At 43.7% G+C, this 14,220-nt stretch carries 17 protein-coding genes; 15 read left to right on the top strand and 2 right to left on the bottom strand.

Going from position 1 to position 14,220, the window contains the following annotated elements; translation table 11 throughout:
* Window positions 1-18 precede the first annotated feature (18 nt).
* From NST45_RS21465 to NST45_RS21455, 3 genes are read left to right on the top strand one after another with little or no spacing between them, the layout of a single operon-like run.
* Window positions 19-999, top strand: coding sequence for a TadE/TadG family type IV pilus assembly protein (locus NST45_RS21465; protein ID WP_038569114.1), 981 nt, complete (start codon window positions 19-21; stop codon window positions 997-999).
* Window positions 1,000-1,024: 25 nt separating this feature from the next.
* Complete coding sequence (locus NST45_RS21460) at window positions 1,025-1,534, top strand: prepilin peptidase (protein ID WP_036681695.1); 510 nt, start codon at window positions 1,025-1,027, stop codon at window positions 1,532-1,534.
* An 18-nt stretch (window positions 1,535-1,552) separates the two neighbouring features.
* Window positions 1,553-3,130, top strand: coding sequence for a DUF6382 domain-containing protein (locus NST45_RS21455; RefSeq protein WP_076142339.1), 1,578 nt, complete (start codon window positions 1,553-1,555; stop codon window positions 3,128-3,130).
* Window positions 3,131-3,157: 27 nt separating this feature from the next.
* Here the strand turns inward: NST45_RS21455 and NST45_RS21450 are convergent, their stop codons facing one another.
* Complete coding sequence (locus NST45_RS21450; RefSeq protein WP_339826222.1) at window positions 3,158-4,060, bottom strand: TIGR01777 family oxidoreductase; 903 nt, start codon at window positions 4,058-4,060, stop codon at window positions 3,158-3,160.
* 48 nt (window positions 4,061-4,108) lie between these two features.
* On the bottom strand, window positions 4,109-4,570 hold the full coding sequence (locus NST45_RS21445) for a DUF2621 domain-containing protein (protein ID WP_036681700.1): 462 nt from the start codon (window positions 4,568-4,570) through the stop codon (window positions 4,109-4,111).
* Window positions 4,571-4,742: 172 nt separating this feature from the next.
* Here NST45_RS21445 and NST45_RS21440 point away from each other — a divergent pair, with 172 nt between their 5' ends.
* From NST45_RS21440 to NST45_RS21385, 12 genes are all read left to right on the top strand, one after another.
* A complete protein-coding gene (locus NST45_RS21440; RefSeq protein WP_036681702.1) occupies window positions 4,743-5,852 on the top strand; it encodes a deoxyribonuclease IV in 1,110 nt (369 codons plus the stop codon).
* Between the two features lie 63 nt (window positions 5,853-5,915).
* Window positions 5,916-6,815, top strand: a complete 900-nt coding sequence (gene purU / locus NST45_RS21435; RefSeq protein ID WP_036681703.1) for a formyltetrahydrofolate deformylase — start codon at window positions 5,916-5,918, stop codon at window positions 6,813-6,815.
* A gap of 175 nt (window positions 6,816-6,990) precedes the next feature.
* Window positions 6,991-7,740 carry an SAF domain-containing protein gene (locus tag NST45_RS21430; protein WP_036681705.1) on the top strand — a complete coding sequence of 250 codons (750 nt, stop codon included), beginning with the start codon at window positions 6,991-6,993 and terminating at the stop codon, window positions 7,738-7,740.
* 12 nt (window positions 7,741-7,752) lie between these two features.
* Window positions 7,753-8,817: a hypothetical protein gene (locus tag NST45_RS21425; RefSeq protein WP_339823756.1), complete on the top strand. Its 1,065-nt coding sequence runs from the start codon at window positions 7,753-7,755 to the stop codon at window positions 8,815-8,817.
* Window positions 8,814-10,259, top strand: a complete 1,446-nt coding sequence (locus NST45_RS21420; RefSeq protein WP_076142341.1) for an ATPase, T2SS/T4P/T4SS family — start codon at window positions 8,814-8,816, stop codon at window positions 10,257-10,259. The genes NST45_RS21425 and NST45_RS21420 overlap by 4 nt, the downstream gene beginning before the upstream one ends.
* 12 nt (window positions 10,260-10,271) lie before the next feature.
* On the top strand, window positions 10,272-11,321 hold the full coding sequence (locus tag NST45_RS21415; RefSeq protein WP_076142342.1) for a hypothetical protein: 1,050 nt from the start codon (window positions 10,272-10,274) through the stop codon (window positions 11,319-11,321).
* 11 nt (window positions 11,322-11,332) lie between these two features.
* Window positions 11,333-12,202 (top strand): hypothetical protein, encoded by an 870-nt coding sequence (locus NST45_RS21410; RefSeq protein WP_036681711.1) that lies wholly within the window; start codon window positions 11,333-11,335, stop codon window positions 12,200-12,202.
* Between the two features lie 57 nt (window positions 12,203-12,259).
* On the top strand, window positions 12,260-12,469 hold the full coding sequence (locus NST45_RS21405) for a hypothetical protein (protein WP_076137569.1): 210 nt from the start codon (window positions 12,260-12,262) through the stop codon (window positions 12,467-12,469).
* A 5-nt stretch (window positions 12,470-12,474) separates the two neighbouring features.
* A complete protein-coding gene (locus tag NST45_RS21400; protein ID WP_339823752.1) occupies window positions 12,475-12,618 on the top strand; it encodes a hypothetical protein in 144 nt (47 codons plus the stop codon).
* 15 nt (window positions 12,619-12,633) lie between these two features.
* Window positions 12,634-13,014: a hypothetical protein gene (locus NST45_RS21395; protein WP_076224684.1), complete on the top strand. Its 381-nt coding sequence runs from the start codon at window positions 12,634-12,636 to the stop codon at window positions 13,012-13,014.
* 20 nt (window positions 13,015-13,034) lie between these two features.
* Window positions 13,035-13,532, top strand: a complete 498-nt coding sequence (locus tag NST45_RS21390) for a hypothetical protein (protein ID WP_076224687.1) — start codon at window positions 13,035-13,037, stop codon at window positions 13,530-13,532.
* 36 nt (window positions 13,533-13,568) lie between these two features.
* Window positions 13,569-14,219, top strand: coding sequence for a hypothetical protein (locus tag NST45_RS21385; protein WP_076224690.1), 651 nt, complete (start codon window positions 13,569-13,571; stop codon window positions 14,217-14,219).
* The last annotated feature ends 1 nt before the right edge of the window (window position 14,220 follow it).

The raw sequence follows: 14,220 nt of genomic DNA, 5'->3' as shown, positions 1-14,220 counted from the left end.
CGGGAGGTTGGTAAGGAGATGGGGGATGGGTATGGAATCAGAGGGGAGGACAAGGAAGAAGGTAGCATGGTAGTAGAAGCGGCGATGATTCTTCCGTTCTTCCTGCTATTCGTCCTGTTCCTGATTTCTATCGTACAGATGACCTTGTATTCGACAGCTTTGCAAAGTACAGCATCAGACACTGTAAAGTCTATTTCAACTCATATGTATCCTACGGCTTTGGCGGTGCAGAAATGGGGAATATTCAGCGAAGTAAGTGATGATTCAGGAGGGGATGACAGTGATCATTCTGCTGGCCTGAATTGGACTATTCCTCGCTTGTCACTTACTGATTGGGGCGATAGTTATGCTGAGTCTTTACCCAAGCCGTTAAATGAGTGGGTTATGTCGGCTTTAGAAAGTGGTGAGGGACCGTTGCAGAAGCTTCAGGCAGAGACTAGTGAAAGTGTACTTGATCTTGCGATCAAACCTTTATTGAAACCATACCTGACATCAGATTTACTGGATTATGAGCGAATTCATGTATCTAATGTTATGGTGCCGGAGCTAAAAGAGGGTACTCGTCCCTACCTTGGGCTAGTGGTTAGTTATAAGCTGCCGATGAAGGTCCCCTTTCTAAACCAAAGTATTGTTTTAGAAGCAAGTGCTGTTGAACGTCTCTGGATCGGGGACACGGGAGAAGGCACAGCCAAGGAGGGGAACGGTACTGGCCAACCAGATGAATTCATTGAAATCTTAGAAAAGCCGAACCCGGCTGTAGCGAATAAGCAAGGCAAGGTTCGTGCCAGAATACCGCCGAATGCTTCTGCCAGCTTGTCAGTCTTTTATAAGAGCGGGGGCAGTACTGCCAAATATTTAGGCTGGAAACAAGCGGATGAAGATGGATATATCGAGTGGGAATGGAAAATTGGTGTAAATACCACACCGGGCTCGTGGCCGTTTGTTATACAACTGGATGATGGTAGATCTGTTGAGGTTATGTTCACAGTAGTGAAGTGAAAGGGTGGAAAAAGGAGTGTAATAAATGGCAGAGTGGACATTTTGGGGATGTCTACCGTTTTTAGCAGCGGCACTGATTACAGATTTGAAGTCGATGAGAATACCAAACTGGATCACCTTGTCAGGCTTGCTCACCGGTCTGCTTGCACAAGGGGTGATCAATAGCTGGCATGGACTGCTGTGGGCTTTCGGGGGAGCTGCTGTAGGATTTACAGTCCTTCTGATCATGCATTTAATAGGGGCGGTTGGCGCGGGGGATGTTAAGCTTTTTGCTGGAATCGGCGCGTGGACAGGGATGTTGTTTACGCTGCAAGTCGTCATGTACTCCGTACTATTTGGTGCTTTAATAGGCTGGTTAATTGTTTTAAAGAGACGGGAGGCGGTCAGTCGTTCGCGTAAGATCATCAGCAGAATTTCTGGATTTATTTTATGGAAGAGCCCGTTTCTATTAAAAAATAACGATAGTGAACTGTTGAAATTCCCTTTCATGCTGGCTGTTATCCCTGGTTCCATATGCGCTTATCTATACTTTTAGTTCGGGAGCTGATGTTTGTTGTTCGGATTAACCCGTGATTTTATACAACAGGATGGTATATATATGATCCTTGGTGAACCCGAAGGAATACCTGCGGAGAAGCTTAATTTGATTCAGGCACGCATGCTGATGAACACCGACATTCCTCATCATTTGAGGCTGTTACTTAGAGAAATAGATATGAAGGTTACTATGGAATACGCTGTTTTACGCAAAAAAATGCTTAGTCATCTACTCAAAGGAGAAAAGCTAAGTATGAGCTCATTTTTCGGGTTATTGCTGCAAATTGCCCAAGGCATGGAAGATGGCAGGTTATATATGCTGCGGGCGGAACAGTATGCTTTGCATGCAGATTACATTTTTATTGAAGGGTCGTTACAGAGCGGTAAAGTATACCTGACCTACATACCCATTCAGGAGAATAAGTCTGGTTCAAAGCTTGGAGAGTCACTCAAGTCACTAATCATGGTGTTAATGGCATCTATCACAGAGCTAACTGGCAGTGGTGTGCAAAGACTATTGCAATATTGCAGTGAAGAGGGATTTACTCCAGCTGGCTTAAAGATTCTTTTATCAGAGTTGCTGACAGAAAGAGAGCCCGTTACACCTGAAAGACAGCTTCATGAAGGCGTAAAAGAATATCTAGTGAAAGAGGCAGCAGCTCCACCATTAAGAAAAATATATGAGCATCGCGAAGATAAGGAATTGGAGCTGCAGCCGACTGCTACTCCTTGGATCAGCAGCTATCCTAATCTTAAGATAAAAGAGGAGGAGAGCCTGTCTCTAAGCTTGGAGGATGAGCAGGTAACGAATCCACAAGCCTCAAGCTCAAGAACCTATATAGTGCTAGGGTTTCTATTAGGCGATGCACTACTGTGGAAGTTTCTATATTTGGATAGTCCCAAGCCGTTATGGCTTGCCGTCTGTGGAGTTGTGACGATTGTATTGGCTGTTTTAAGCTGGATGGTTTGGAGCGGAAGGCTAAAGGTTGGTAAAGAAGATGTTGATGGCCTGGGTGAGGATTCTGAAGATACTAACTGTAATCCGAGTCGAAAAGAATTGGAGTGGAATTTTGGCAGGAACCCTGTGACTTCTACGCGTTCTCCAGCAACAATTCCAAAGATAACTCCGCAATCCTCTGATTCAGCAGCTAGCGTTCCGGCGACACGTTATGAATCACTAGCAGAGGAACAAAGTTCTGTTAAAGCACCAGAAGCAATAGCTCCAACAACCTTATTATCACAGGAGAAACCGCCTGAGCAAGGACGACAAATCGAAAAGCTGGATCGGAGTATTCCTTATCTCCAAAGAAGCGGTGAGGAGGGCGAAGAGGCAGAGATGATCGAGTTAAATCGAACTAGCTTCATTATCGGCCGATCGGCAGAGGTGGCTCAATATGTGGAAAGATCAGAAGGCGCCTCTAGAGTACACGCTGAGATATCTAGAAGCACCAGCGGATATATTCTGAAGGATCTTGACTCCAGAAATGGAACGCTTTTTCAAGGTGAAGCCATGGTCCCGTATAAAGAGTATCCACTAACAGAGGGGACCACATTTAAAATTATAAAAGGAAGCTACACATTTCATACAGTATGAAGGTGAGTTCTAACGATGAATGTGGCTCTACAATTTTTGTTTTTTCAAATCTTCTAAAGCGACTTGAAGTGTAGGGAAGGTAAAGTCAAAGCCATGATTTAATGCCGCTGCGGGCAGGACGCGCTGACCTTTAAGTAAGATTTCGGATAATTCTCCGGCTGCTGTTTTTAACAGGAAGGCTGGTAAAGGGAACCAATGTGGCCGTTTGTAGACTGTGCCGATCGTTCTGCCGAACTCTTCGTTCGTTACCGGATGTGGAGCAGTCGCATTAACAGGTCCGTTAATCGTTGGATTATGCGTACAGAAATCAATTAGACGGATGATATCCGTCAGATGGATCCAAGAGAGCCACTGCTTTCCAGAGCCAATGTTTCCGCCAAAACCTAATAAATAAGGCAGCTTCATTTTGGGGAATGCTCCGCTCTCATTGCCGAGCACAACTCCGGTACGCAGCTTGACCACGCGGATATCATGGTAGGTTTCATCTGAAGCCTCTTCCCATGTCTTAACTACTTCTGAAGGGAAATCCATGACCTGGGCTGGTGAGGACTCATTAAAAGTATCCTCTAAAGAGGTACCGTAAATCGCCACGGCGGAAGCCTGAATGATTACGGAAGGCTTTTGCTTCATTTGATCTACTAACTTAGCTGCTGCGGAAACGGTTGCAAGTCGGGACTGCATAATCGCTTTTTTGCGACTTGGACTCCAGCGCTGGCTAAGGGAAGCTCCGGCGAGATTAATTAGGGCAGCTGCATTTTCCACTGGAGCGGGATTAGAACTTAGACTGTCCCAGGTGTGGTAACTCAGCTTAGGATGAATTGTTGTTGCGTCTTTTGGTAAATTCCGACCTACAATAGCAACTTCATTACCTGCTTGCAGCCAGTATTTTGCTAGTTCGCTACCTATAAAACCGGTGCCGCCACATATCACATATTTCAAAGGAGGGCCTCCGTTCTAAATCGTACAATTCATTAAAAATTACTTAAACAAATGCTGGTAAGCAGAGTAATCGATTTTATTCTTCTCGAGAAAATTGACAAGAAAACGGTTATCGCGCCGCGGTGTGGCAACTATGTAACCTTTAATACAGTGATCGCGAGTAACTTCTTTTGCATTGCTCTCGACTGCGATTTTTCCGATCTCGGCAGCAATAGAATGCTTCGCAATATCACGAAATGGCCCAGGTACAGGTTGAACAAGCTGGTCCAAAAAGGCCTTTGTTTCGTCACTCCAGAGCGGGCGGCTACGTTCCACCCAGTAATTTTGCCAGTCTAGCTTTGACTTTCCATCAGCTTTGGGCAGGACCTTTAGGAATTTGCGGAACATAAAAAAACCGCCGATACACATGGAACCAAGCAGCATAAATGTCCAGAAAGCGATAGAGTTCATAAACCAATTGCTCGGTGTGGATAATAAACCAAGTCCTGATTGGATAAACATGCATACACCACCTTTTGGCAATGAGGATTCTCACACGAATTATTCTCATATTAAAGTATAGCTTATTTCCAAAGTTTTGCGAAGCAGAACCCGGCATATTGGCCTCGTCTAGATTTATTTTTCCGATCACGGTAGAATAGGGGTTAATTCGTGAAGGAAAGAGGGAAGAAGTATGCTGAAAATAGGTTCACATGTGTCTTGCTCGGACAAGGGTCTTTTGACCGCAGCAAATGAAGCAAATGAGTATGGTTCCAGCTCGTTTATGATATATACAGGAGCGCCGCAGAATACGCGCCGCAAGCCGATTGATGCCATGTATCCCAACGAAGGGAAGCAGGTTATGAAAGAGAATGGTGTAGAGGAGATTGTTGTCCATGCACCTTACATTATTAATCTCGCTTCCTATAAAGAGAATACGTATCAACTGGCTGTTGATTTCCTGCAAGAGGAAATTCGCCGTACCCATGCACTTGAGGTCAAGCATATTGTATTACATCCAGGTGCGTTCACTGATAAAGATGCTGAATATGGTATTCAGCGGATTGCAGATGGCCTGAATGAGGTGCTTGGAGGCACGAACGAAACGGAAGTGCATATCGCTTTAGAAACTATGGCTGGTAAGGGAACAGAGATCGGCCGCAGTTTTGAAGAAATCGCTTCTATTATTGCAAAGGTCGAACATAATGAACGTCTATCGGTCTGTCTTGATACTTGCCACATTCATGATGCTGGCTATGATATCGTTAATGATTTGGACGGTGTTCTCAACAAATTTGATGAGACTATCGGATTGAACCGTCTTGGTGTAATCCACATTAATGACAGTAAAAATCCATGTGGTGCTCGCAAAGACCGTCACACTCCAATTGGCTCGGGTTGGATTGGCTTTGATACGATTAACAAAATCGTACATCATGAAAAGCTGGAAGGTCTGCCTTTCATTCTGGAGACCCCGTGGATTGGTAAAGATGCTAAGACACAACGTCCGATGTATGAGGTGGAGATCGCTTTGCTGCGTGGTAACGTAGCTGAACGCTTTGGACCGGAATTCGTGCAGGATGTTGAAACATTACGTGAATTTTTTGCCAAGCAGGAGATTGATTCCCGTCAATATGTACTTAATGTCTGGGAGCTGCTGAAGAACGATGCCAAAGCTAAAAAAGCTGATCCACGTGAACCACTGGAGCGTTTATACGATGAAGTTGTCGCTGCCCAGCTGTTCCCGCAACTAAGCGAGGAAGCTATTAATCATCGTTTAATTGCTTGGTTAGCAGGCAATTAAGCTCGTGAACGCTTAAGCTATACTTCAGATTGCGTATGTAGATGAGAGGATGGGAAGAGGGTCATGGAATTACACGTAAAAAGAAACAATTCGTCGGGTGTCGAGCATTATTCCAACCGGGCACGTATGCTTATTTCCTGCCCTGACGGACCGGGAATTGTGGCGGCTGTATCACACTTTCTGTATCAGCATGGCGCAAATATTGTGCAGTCGGATCAGTATACGATGGATCCAGATGGTGGAATGTTCTTTATGAGAGTCGAGTTTGACCTACCTGAATTAGGCGATCGTCTGGAAGAGATTCGCTCTCAATTTGGCGGAGTGGCGGAGCGTTTTAAGATGGACTGGAAGATCTTTAATGTTCGTCATAAGAAGAAACTTGCCATATTCGTCTCTAAAGAAGACCATTGTCTTGTTGAACTGCTCTGGCAGTGGCAAGCGGGCGATCTCGATGCCGATATTGCCCTCGTCGTTAGTAACCATTTGGATATGAAATCTTATGTCGAGTCGTTTGGCATTCCATTTCATCATATTCCAGTCACAGCGGATACTAAGGCTGAAGCAGAAAAACGCCAGTTAGAGGTCATCGGAGACGATATCGATGTGATTATATTGGCACGGTATATGCAGATTATCTCGCCGTCCTTTATTGAGCATTATCGCCATCAGATTATTAATATTCACCACTCTTTCCTGCCTGCCTTTATTGGCGGCAATCCATACGCCCAAGCGTATCAACGTGGGGTGAAAATAATCGGGGCAACCGCTCACTATGTTACTGAAGAACTAGATGGTGGACCGATTATTGAACAGGATGTGCAGCGGGTAAGCCACAGTGATGATGTTATTGAGCTGAAACGGATTGGACGTACCATTGAACGTGTTGTTCTGGCTCGTGCGGTGAAATGGCATATCGAGGACCGGATTCTCGTCCATCAGAATAAAACTGTAGTATTTAAATAAAGGTATTCTCCGGTGAAAGCAACGGTTATGCCCGAGGGCTTTCACCGGAATCCTTTAATTTAATAGTTCACTAAATCTCTATCAGGTAAAAAAGCATTTTACCAGCAGCTTGGCTATTTATGCCAAGGTGCTTTTTGTCGTTCTCAAAAATCATGTAGTTAAGGAGGTGGAAGGTTTGGCGTTACAGCGGGGACGTTTGTTAAAACGTAATTATTTTTTCGCAAGTCTCATTTTGATTACTGGATTCGGGGGATTGCTAGGTTATGATCTCTATTTCAAGCCCTACGTGCTTTCCCAAACCGTGGTCAAAGTTAAGGTGCGAGCTGGGGAGTCTCTACCTAAAAATTATGAGCTGAAAGCAAGTGATTTATATCTGGATTCTGTTCAGACCAAGGACATACCCTCTGGTGTAATTACGGAAATCGCACAAGTGGAGTACAAAATTACGAATGTGAATCTGACTAACGGTAGTATTTTGACAGCATCACTGGTGGATGTTAATGATTTAGAGCCTTTGCAGGATGAAGGTATATTTCCTATTCCGAAGGAGGCTATTTATGCCATCAATGGTTCGTTGCGAAGCCGGGATAAGGTAGACATTTATCTTGTAGAAGGTGAGCGAGAGAAGCAGCGAGAGGCGCTTGGTTCAAATACAGTTAAAAAAGAAAACGAGGAACAGGTGAAAGAACAAAGCTTGCTTAGCGATCCTGCTAAAGAGATCTTTTTATCTGGAGTTACCGTGAACTATGTGCGAACAGAAGACAATAATGATGTGCAGGATTCTGAGAAAGGCAACAACAATAACCGATTCACTTCTACTGGCAAGGTAGCGACACCAGAATTGAAGCTGAAGAAAAGTGAGGGTCAACGGCTAGGGCAATTTTTGGAGCAGGGCAAAAAGCTGTGGATCGTACGGGTAGAGTAGGGGGAGATTGCTTTGAAAATATTTAGTCTGGGCATAGATCAGTTAACGATTAATGATATCAAAAACGCGGGATTTAATGTAGTTACACAAAACGTGTATCCCGATCCGGCGCATACCGAAGGTCATATGTTAATGGTTACTAGTGACCAGGTACCTGTTCAAGCGCTTAGCGAGCTGCGACACAAATATCCAAGCTCTATGATCCTGTATTTATATCTGCAAAAGGGAATTCGCGGCTATCAAGCTGTGCATATGTTATGTGAAAGCTTAGGTTTATATTTTATTCCTCCTCGTTCTACCTCGTCAGCAGTGATAGAGAAGATTCGTTTTATCCTGGAAGAGGATGTCGAGGAACGGAGCAATTTGGTTGGCTTTTTTGGCTCAGGTCCAGGCATTGGCTGCACGAGTGTGGCGAAGCTGTTCGCAAGACGAATTGCTGCGGCAGGTCTACGTGTTCTTGTACTTGGTTTGGATTTATATGACCCCGGGTATGACCGCAAAGCGACGATAAGTCTAGACAAACTGCGCCCCAAGCTTACAGGGAAGATGATTCATGATGAAGATTTCGAGCAATTGATTAGGCAGGATGGCTATTTGTATCTACCGGGGAATTACGACTACTTAAGTGTCCAGGATTATCTGGAGGAGGAGATCGAATATTTCTTGGCTAGAGCTGGAGCAAATGCGGATGTGGTTATTGCTGATTTCGGTTCAATTCCCGAGAGTGCTGCGTGGTATGTCGGTATGCAAAAGTCGTCGTTACGTATGATTGTCACTCATCCTAAACATGAATACAGATTAGAACCTCTATTCGAGCTTGCGGGGCATATAGATCTGCGTCCGCAGGATTTCCAGCTGATCATTAACCGCAGTAATGTGGAGGAAATATCTTCGTCCAAAAATATGGCCCTTAGATTTGGCACTGAAATCTTGCTGGAGCTACCGTATTACCAACCCTTGCAGGAAAGCTTGCCTCTAGGCAAAAAAGAGCTACAGCATGTGGATGATAAGGTACATTCTCTATTGGTGTCGATGGGATTAGCGCCAGAGGCCAAAAAGAAAGGGATATTTCTATGATTGAAACTCTCGCGAGTCGTCCACTCTTTTCTCTAAAACAAAGCGTGCTGCGCACTAGCAAACCGGGCAAGGAAGATTTTTATGCTTTTTTACAAAAAATGAAAACCGAGATGAACGAAGGGTTAGAACGTGAGGATGACGCTTACTTCGAGCTAAATGCAAAGGCATTAATTGGCGATCCGCAGGCAGTTAGCTTTTTTATGAATGAGATTGAGAAGTACTTACGAAAAACACCTTTTACTGGAAAGGTTCCAGAAGCGTACCGAACGGCGGCAGAGGCCCTGTATCACGAGTGGAAGGGTTTTGGACCAGCGTATCGTTGGTTTACTGATCGTGCATACAGCGAGTCAACCGGATTACAAATGATTGGGAAGCAAATTTTTTATAACCATAAAGGTGAGTTTATAGCTTACCCGTATGAGATGCCTTCACTGGATCGGGTGGAGCAGCTGAAGCGTTCCTTGCTAAAAAGTGATCCCAATAAAAAGCTGAACAAGGATAATCCTTCGGTGGAGTTCAAAATGGATGATCCGCTTTGGCCAGGTAGATTTATTCGGCTTGCGATTTGGGTATCACCTAGGGTCTGGGAGGGTTTTACTACGATATCACTGCGGCGACAGGTTGTGGAATTTCTGGATTTGGAAGATCAAGCGGGTACGGAATGTATTCCTGCCGAGGCGGTTGAGTTTATTCGGGCGTTATCGTCCACGTTTCGCAATACCATTATTGCGGGTGCTGTAGGGTCAGGAAAAACAACCTTTGCCAATACGATCGTTGGTGAGCAACTGCTTGGCTCTTCCTTCTGTATGGGAGTAGTGATGATTGAGAAACATCCGGAATCCATTTTACCGTATCAAATTAAAGGCCATCGGATTATTCCAATTCAAGCTGCGAATGAGGAACTGATGGAGGTGGGAGTAGAATCGCTGCGGCATGACCCGAATATTTTGTATATGACAGAGATGCGTTATAACGAGTGGGAATTTTATTTGTGGAGTGGGGAAAAAGGATACGACGGGATTACCGGAACCTTCCACACTGTGGATTCGGAGGACATTCCTTATCAAGGTGCATTTGCTGTATCCACAAGAATTGGCGGCAGTCTAAAGGGGCATTTAATCTCTGCGCTGAAATCATGCGAGCTGGTGTTTATTTTGGAGAGTGTTCCGAACGGGAAGAAGCGGCTGGCGCGAATATCAGAAATCTTTTACGAAGAGGATAGAAATTCAGTGTTTGCTAATGATCTTATGCGCTGGGAGCCGCAGGAAATGTGTTGGTCTTACAATGACAAGCTGACGAAAAATCTGATGCTGAAAATGACTAAGAAAAATGCGCAGGCTACGCAGATTGTCCAAAAAGAGCTGGGACGACTTGCTTCAACAAAGCCGATGGATCAGCCGCTTAAAGAAAGCTTGAAATCTAAGATAGTACTTAATGAGTGAGGAGGTGCTGCTATGGATTTACTATTGTATATTTTTCGTTTTGTCCTTCATTTATGGATTGCGTGGGGACTGTGGTTACTCACCAAACTGCTCATCGAAAGGCATTTACGGCAGGTATTCCAGAAAGTCGATTTTCGAATTAAACATAAGATGAGTATTTTTGGCAAAAGAGTTAGTTCGGTTAAAAAAAGGCTGTGGCTCTACCGCCATCTGGACAAGCTTCTCTATTTCGTACACCGAAAGTATGAGCCGGGCATTAGCGTAATGCGTTTTGTTATGCGTACAGCTATTTTATTTATTGCGGTTTTCTTATCAGGACTACTGACACTTAGTGAGCTCCCTGGAAGGTTGAGTTTTAACAATCCCTTTTTGGAGGGGATTACTTTTAATGAAGGACAGCCGATTCAGGGGGCGTGGAGATTTCCGCTTTTTATAGCTGTAATATCTGCGACGATTCCTTATTTTCGTATGAGATACATCTATGCACAGCGGAAGGTACATGGAAGCTACGATCTCCTCGATGTAGTCAAAATCTCCACCAAATTCACTCATTTGTCGGTAGATTCGATTCTTGATCGTACAGCGGATTTTCTAACAGATAAAAATGTACTAAAGAGTCCTCTGAAGCTGCTTGGTGCCGCATTTTCTAATTACAGTAATGAGAAGGAGCTTGTTGAGGAGGCAGGGAGATTCTCCAGTGCGATTGGCACCACCTTCGCTTTAGAGTTTATATCAGATTTGCTCTATGCCGAGAAGGAGGGAACCCGTTATTTAAAAAGCTCGCTAATGCTGTTGAATCGTTCTATGGAGCAGCAGAGAGAGACGATTTTAACTGTAAAAGCAGGAAGCAGAGATGCGATCAGCCTTGGCTTATATGGGAATCTTCTGGTGCTGGTATCTACGGTTGGAACCTTTATGTATATGCTGAAGCCCGATGTCTATTTCCAACTACAGTTCGAAACTACGGTAGGCCTTTCCTTTTTGATGGTGATCGTCTCCGGTCTTTTTATCTCTTTTGTGATCAGTACTATTCTTGCCAGGCCCAAACTGGACTACCACTAAGGTGATGAACTATGGATAGATTATTACTACTAATTACAGTGATCGGAATCGTGTATGTCGCATTACTTGTGTTTGTGAGCAGCAGCAGTAAGCAGGAACGATATCTTGTCCGACTGGGCATCCGGTGGAATTCGCTGGGTGAACACGTGCAGAGTGATAGATTTCAGCAATTGTTGAATGAATGCGGTTTATCAATTTCGGCTCGAAAAGTTACGCTATTTCGTTATTCAGCGGCAATCATCTATTTATTTAGCCAAGTCGTCAGCGATTTCATCCGATCTGTTCCTTTTTCATTCTATGACCCTCTAATTGCTCTACTTATTCTCGTAATCAGCAGTCCGATGCGTTATCTTCCGCTTGGTTGGGTGTTGGCGTGGCTTCACCAAAAGACGAATATTCAAAAAGATGGCGAGTTGATCTCCTTCATTCGTCTCTATGAGAATAATCGCCTACGTAAGCGCGGATATGTGCAGTTTGGTGCTTTTTGTGGGAGTACAGCGGGACATTTTCAATATATACGTCAGGACTTGTATGAGCTGTCAGAACGGGCAGTAGATGAGGGTGTGGAGGGGGCGATTGAATGGTTTTGTGCCAAATTTCCGGATAACCATCACTTTATTAATGACATCCGGTCCATTTTACTGGCTACAGAAGGTATGGATGATGACACGGAAGCTGCAAACTATTTGCGTGAACAAGGCAAGATTATCTCCAAAATCTCCAGCGATCAGTATTTAAAAAAATGGTCTTTCATCGGTGATCTATCGACGATTATTAATGTTATTCCATCGATTGCTACTTTTTTGATGATCGTTGCGATGGCGATGCAGTACATTTTGCTAATCAAAGGAAATTTTAATGGAGTCGGCATGTTCCAGTGAAAAATTGTATATTCAACCTTATTTTTAAAACCTAAAATAAAAAGGGAGAAATTAACAATGAAAAAAGATGCTATTTCTACAGGTTTGTTTATCGCTATCGGTTTTTTGTGTGTGGCCATCGTAATTGCCATTTTGATTCCTCTGGTGCGTGACGTGATTAATGCTGCCGATGATAATAGACCGACGATCCCGGGGGTATCTCTAACTCAACCGCTGGATTCCAGCCAGACTGCACTAACTATGTCCATGACTCACGTTTCGGTATAAGTCAGATGAAAAAAGACTCTATTTCCGTCGCTATGTTTTTGACCATTGGCTTTGTAATTGCGGGGATGTTTGTCACGGTAGCTACGCATATGATCGGCAGCAGTCAGGACGATATCATCTCACATACTAAGCAAGTGGAACAGTATTAGAAGGAGGCGTGTCTAATGAAGGAGACCGTCCTCCGGGCATTGTTCATGTGGCTAGTCCTGTTTATTATCCTGCAGCCTATCTTCTCCTACATAGATTATCTGCTAGATTTACAGGTCAAAGCTAATACGTCCTATATCACACAAAAAGCAGCAACAGAGGGGATGGTTACAGCTTCTATGCGGAATGAAGTAATTTCAAATCTGAAGGCGATTGGATTTGCTGAAGCTTCGATAGAAATTACTAGCAGTACAGACACCGTTCAAGAGCGAAAGCAACGAATTGATGTGTATGTAACCGCGCCGCGGATAAATCTGTTTCCTTATAATTTTTCTACGGTTTCGCAGCCGACTCGATATTATGGGCATGGATCAATTATGAGTGAGTATCTCGATTGACTAAGGGATGAGCGTAATTTATGGATTACATTATTAAGCTGGCATTTGTCCTACTGATCTTTATCTACTCCTGGTTCTTTCAGATCCAGAATCAGGAGTGGGACCAGCTGCGCAGCATGTTAAAAGACGCAAATAATATCGCTGTTCACGATGCCGCACAGGAATTAGATGAGACCGAATTGACTCGTGGTCGTCTGATTATAGATCCCGAAGATGCGTACGATACTTTTCAGCAAACCCTACAGAACAATCTAGGCCTTGATAGCGGCCTTTCCCCCCAAGGGGGCAGTCGTTTTAAGACACAAGTGAAAATTGTGAAATTCGATATTATTGACGATTCCGATGGCGTGACTTTTCCACTTTTATACGAGGATAGCGAATATGGCATAACCAAATACATCGCAGGTCCTTCGGTTATTGCCGTCATTGAGACGGAGCACCCGGTTCTGATCTCCAGATCCAAAACACAACAGCCCATCAGGGTACCAGCAGTTCAGGAGTATAAGTTCAATAAGTAATAAAAAGCCAATTAAAGAAAAGGGAGAGATTCAGTGATGAAGAAGACCATTGTAAGGGCAGCTTTGACTACGACAATGTTATTTAGCATGGTATTGGGGCAGAACGTGATTACTAACGCAGCAGCGGTTACACCAGTAGCCACGGCTACACCAACAGCTACAGCAAAACCTACTGCTACACCAGTACCTATTATGAGGGATAACTTAAGTAAATATGGTTTGAAAAAGGATTTGGAGTTGCCGGTTACGGTTACGGCAGGTGGGCTTAGCTATACGCTTGAGAAGTTTATGATTTATGATTTCAAGTCAAAAGATGCACAAAATCTAGTGAAGAAATATGATTATGATTCTTTTGGAGGGCTTGTTAGTAACCCAAAGTATTTTATTTGGACTAAAATTACTATTAAGAATAACAGCAAAAACACTGTGAAAAGATCATTGAATGATCGTGAGAAATTATGGACGTTAAGTTTACAGGGTAAATCTCAATTAGATACAATTTGGCCCAAAGCTAATGTGAAAAAATTAAATAGTAAGGAAGCCTTTTATTACTACACCATTAAGCCAGGTGAGCAATTAAGTACTTACCAAGCTTATTTGTATGAGGAAGACTTTAGATACTTTGTTATTCGTTTGTTCTATGGCGGTGAATTTGACGAGAAATTTGTAGTCAACTCACAGGAGTAGA

This window comes from Paenibacillus sp. FSL R7-0163 (genome assembly GCF_037969975.1).
Lineage (GTDB): Bacteria > Bacillota > Bacilli > Paenibacillales > Paenibacillaceae > Paenibacillus_AQ > Paenibacillus_AQ odorifer.
This window is presented reverse-complemented; position numbering and strand designations above follow the sequence as displayed.

Excerpts from the sequence above, each read along its gene's own strand:
- NST45_RS21465 (WP_038569114.1), top strand. The coding sequence starts at position 19 with ATGGGGGATGGGTATGGAATCAGAGGGGAGGACAAGGAAGAAGGTAGC.
- NST45_RS21460 (WP_036681695.1), top strand. The coding sequence starts at position 1,025 with ATGGCAGAGTGGACATTTTGGGGATGTCTACCGTTTTTAGCAGCGGCA.
- NST45_RS21445 (WP_036681700.1), bottom strand. The coding sequence starts at position 4,570 with ATGTTTATCCAATCAGGACTTGGTTTATTATCCACACCGAGCAATTGG.
- NST45_RS21440 (WP_036681702.1), top strand. The coding sequence starts at position 4,743 with ATGCTGAAAATAGGTTCACATGTGTCTTGCTCGGACAAGGGTCTTTTG.
- purU (WP_036681703.1), top strand. The coding sequence starts at position 5,916 with ATGGAATTACACGTAAAAAGAAACAATTCGTCGGGTGTCGAGCATTAT.
- NST45_RS21420 (WP_076142341.1), top strand. The coding sequence starts at position 8,814 with ATGATTGAAACTCTCGCGAGTCGTCCACTCTTTTCTCTAAAACAAAGC.
- NST45_RS21415 (WP_076142342.1), top strand. The coding sequence starts at position 10,272 with ATGGATTTACTATTGTATATTTTTCGTTTTGTCCTTCATTTATGGATT.
- NST45_RS21410 (WP_036681711.1), top strand. The coding sequence starts at position 11,333 with ATGGATAGATTATTACTACTAATTACAGTGATCGGAATCGTGTATGTC.
- NST45_RS21405 (WP_076137569.1), top strand. The coding sequence starts at position 12,260 with ATGAAAAAAGATGCTATTTCTACAGGTTTGTTTATCGCTATCGGTTTT.
- NST45_RS21400 (WP_339823752.1), top strand. The coding sequence starts at position 12,475 with ATGAAAAAAGACTCTATTTCCGTCGCTATGTTTTTGACCATTGGCTTT.
- NST45_RS21395 (WP_076224684.1), top strand. The coding sequence starts at position 12,634 with ATGAAGGAGACCGTCCTCCGGGCATTGTTCATGTGGCTAGTCCTGTTT.
- NST45_RS21390 (WP_076224687.1), top strand. The coding sequence starts at position 13,035 with ATGGATTACATTATTAAGCTGGCATTTGTCCTACTGATCTTTATCTAC.
- NST45_RS21385 (WP_076224690.1), top strand. The coding sequence starts at position 13,569 with ATGAAGAAGACCATTGTAAGGGCAGCTTTGACTACGACAATGTTATTT.